Raw genomic sequence first — 1,183 nt, forward strand, 5'->3', positions numbered from 1 at the left:
CTACGGATTCGACAACCATCTTTCTCGCCTCCTCTAAATTACGAGGTTTTGTAAGCAAGTATTCGTTTTTCAGAATACCATTTATCCGCTCTGCAAGAGCATTTTGATAGCAGTCGTAACCATCTGTCATGGAGCATTGGACGTCATACTTGTCGTGGAGTTTTTGATACTCCTCAGAGCAATACTGTATGCCTCTATCAGAATGATGTACGAGCTTTTCATTTGTTGTTTTTTGTTTAAGTGCTAGTGTGAACGCCTTCTTCACTGATTCAGTTCTCATATTATCGTCAACCTGATAGCCCACAATCTTCCGTGAATAAGCATCAGTAATGAGACTTAGGTAACTCTCTCCACTTCGCGTCGGTAAGTATGTAATGTCCGCTACCCATAGCTGATTAGGCTTGTCTGCTTTAAAACCCGATTTGATGAGGTTGGGATGACAACGGAACCGATGATGACTGTTCGTTGTTTTGTGATAGGCGCGCTTTGTCGGCACCAGTAGTCGTTTTTCTCTCAGTAAATTAAAGAGGTGGTCTCTGCCAATATTTATCTTCACCTTCGCAAGCAGATACTTAAGTTTCCGAGCTCCGATACGAGGCTGAGTCATTCGCTCCTGTCGGACGAATTGAATAACTCTATCCTCATGCGCTTCGCGCTTAAGGGAGCGAGCACAGTGTTGGTAGTAGGCTTGACGAGATATGTTCAGGTAACGACAAGCTTTAGAAACGGAAACCCCGTCTATCACTTTTTCCTGGATGACTTTCTTTTGCGCTTTTTTACAACGCTAACTCCGTAGTCACTTTCAAGGACATTCACGACCGCTTCAAAGAAATCAGCTTTCATTTTCGTATCAGCAAGCTCTTTCTCCAACGCTTTAATTCGCTGTTCGGGGGTGAGTTCTGCTTTAGGTTTATCCACGGCGTGGGCTCTCTTTAGAAACTTCGGTGTTCCATTCATCCAATCTAAACGACCATACTTACGAAGCCAAACTAAAACAGTTGAACACCCTTGGATTCCGTAGTGATCTTGCGCTTGTTTATATGTGAATTCGCCTTTTTCAACTTGGTCTACAACTGCCAGTTTAAAAGCGAGTGAATAATCACGTTGAGTTCTTTTGCTATTTGATTTCATTGCACTCTCCAAATTAAGTTTGAAAAGTGTCAACGCTATTTAGGATGGGTCA

The 1,183-nt window shown here is 42.7% G+C and carries 1 protein-coding gene; it reads right to left on the bottom strand.

The window, feature by feature from the left end:
* Window positions 1-1,131, bottom strand: a protein-coding gene (locus GTH32_RS19265; protein ID WP_246223332.1) for an IS3 family transposase whose coding sequence is annotated in 2 segments (ribosomal slippage) — window positions 1-759 and window positions 759-1,131 — 1,132 coding nt annotated over the 2 segments. Because the reading frame shifts where the segments join, the coding sequence is not laid out codon by codon here. This gene is flagged as partial in the annotation.
* Between the last annotated feature and the right edge of the window lie 52 nt (window positions 1,132-1,183).

Source organism: Alteromonas profundi, from assembly GCF_010500865.1.
GTDB lineage: Bacteria > Pseudomonadota > Gammaproteobacteria > Enterobacterales > Alteromonadaceae > Alteromonas > Alteromonas profundi.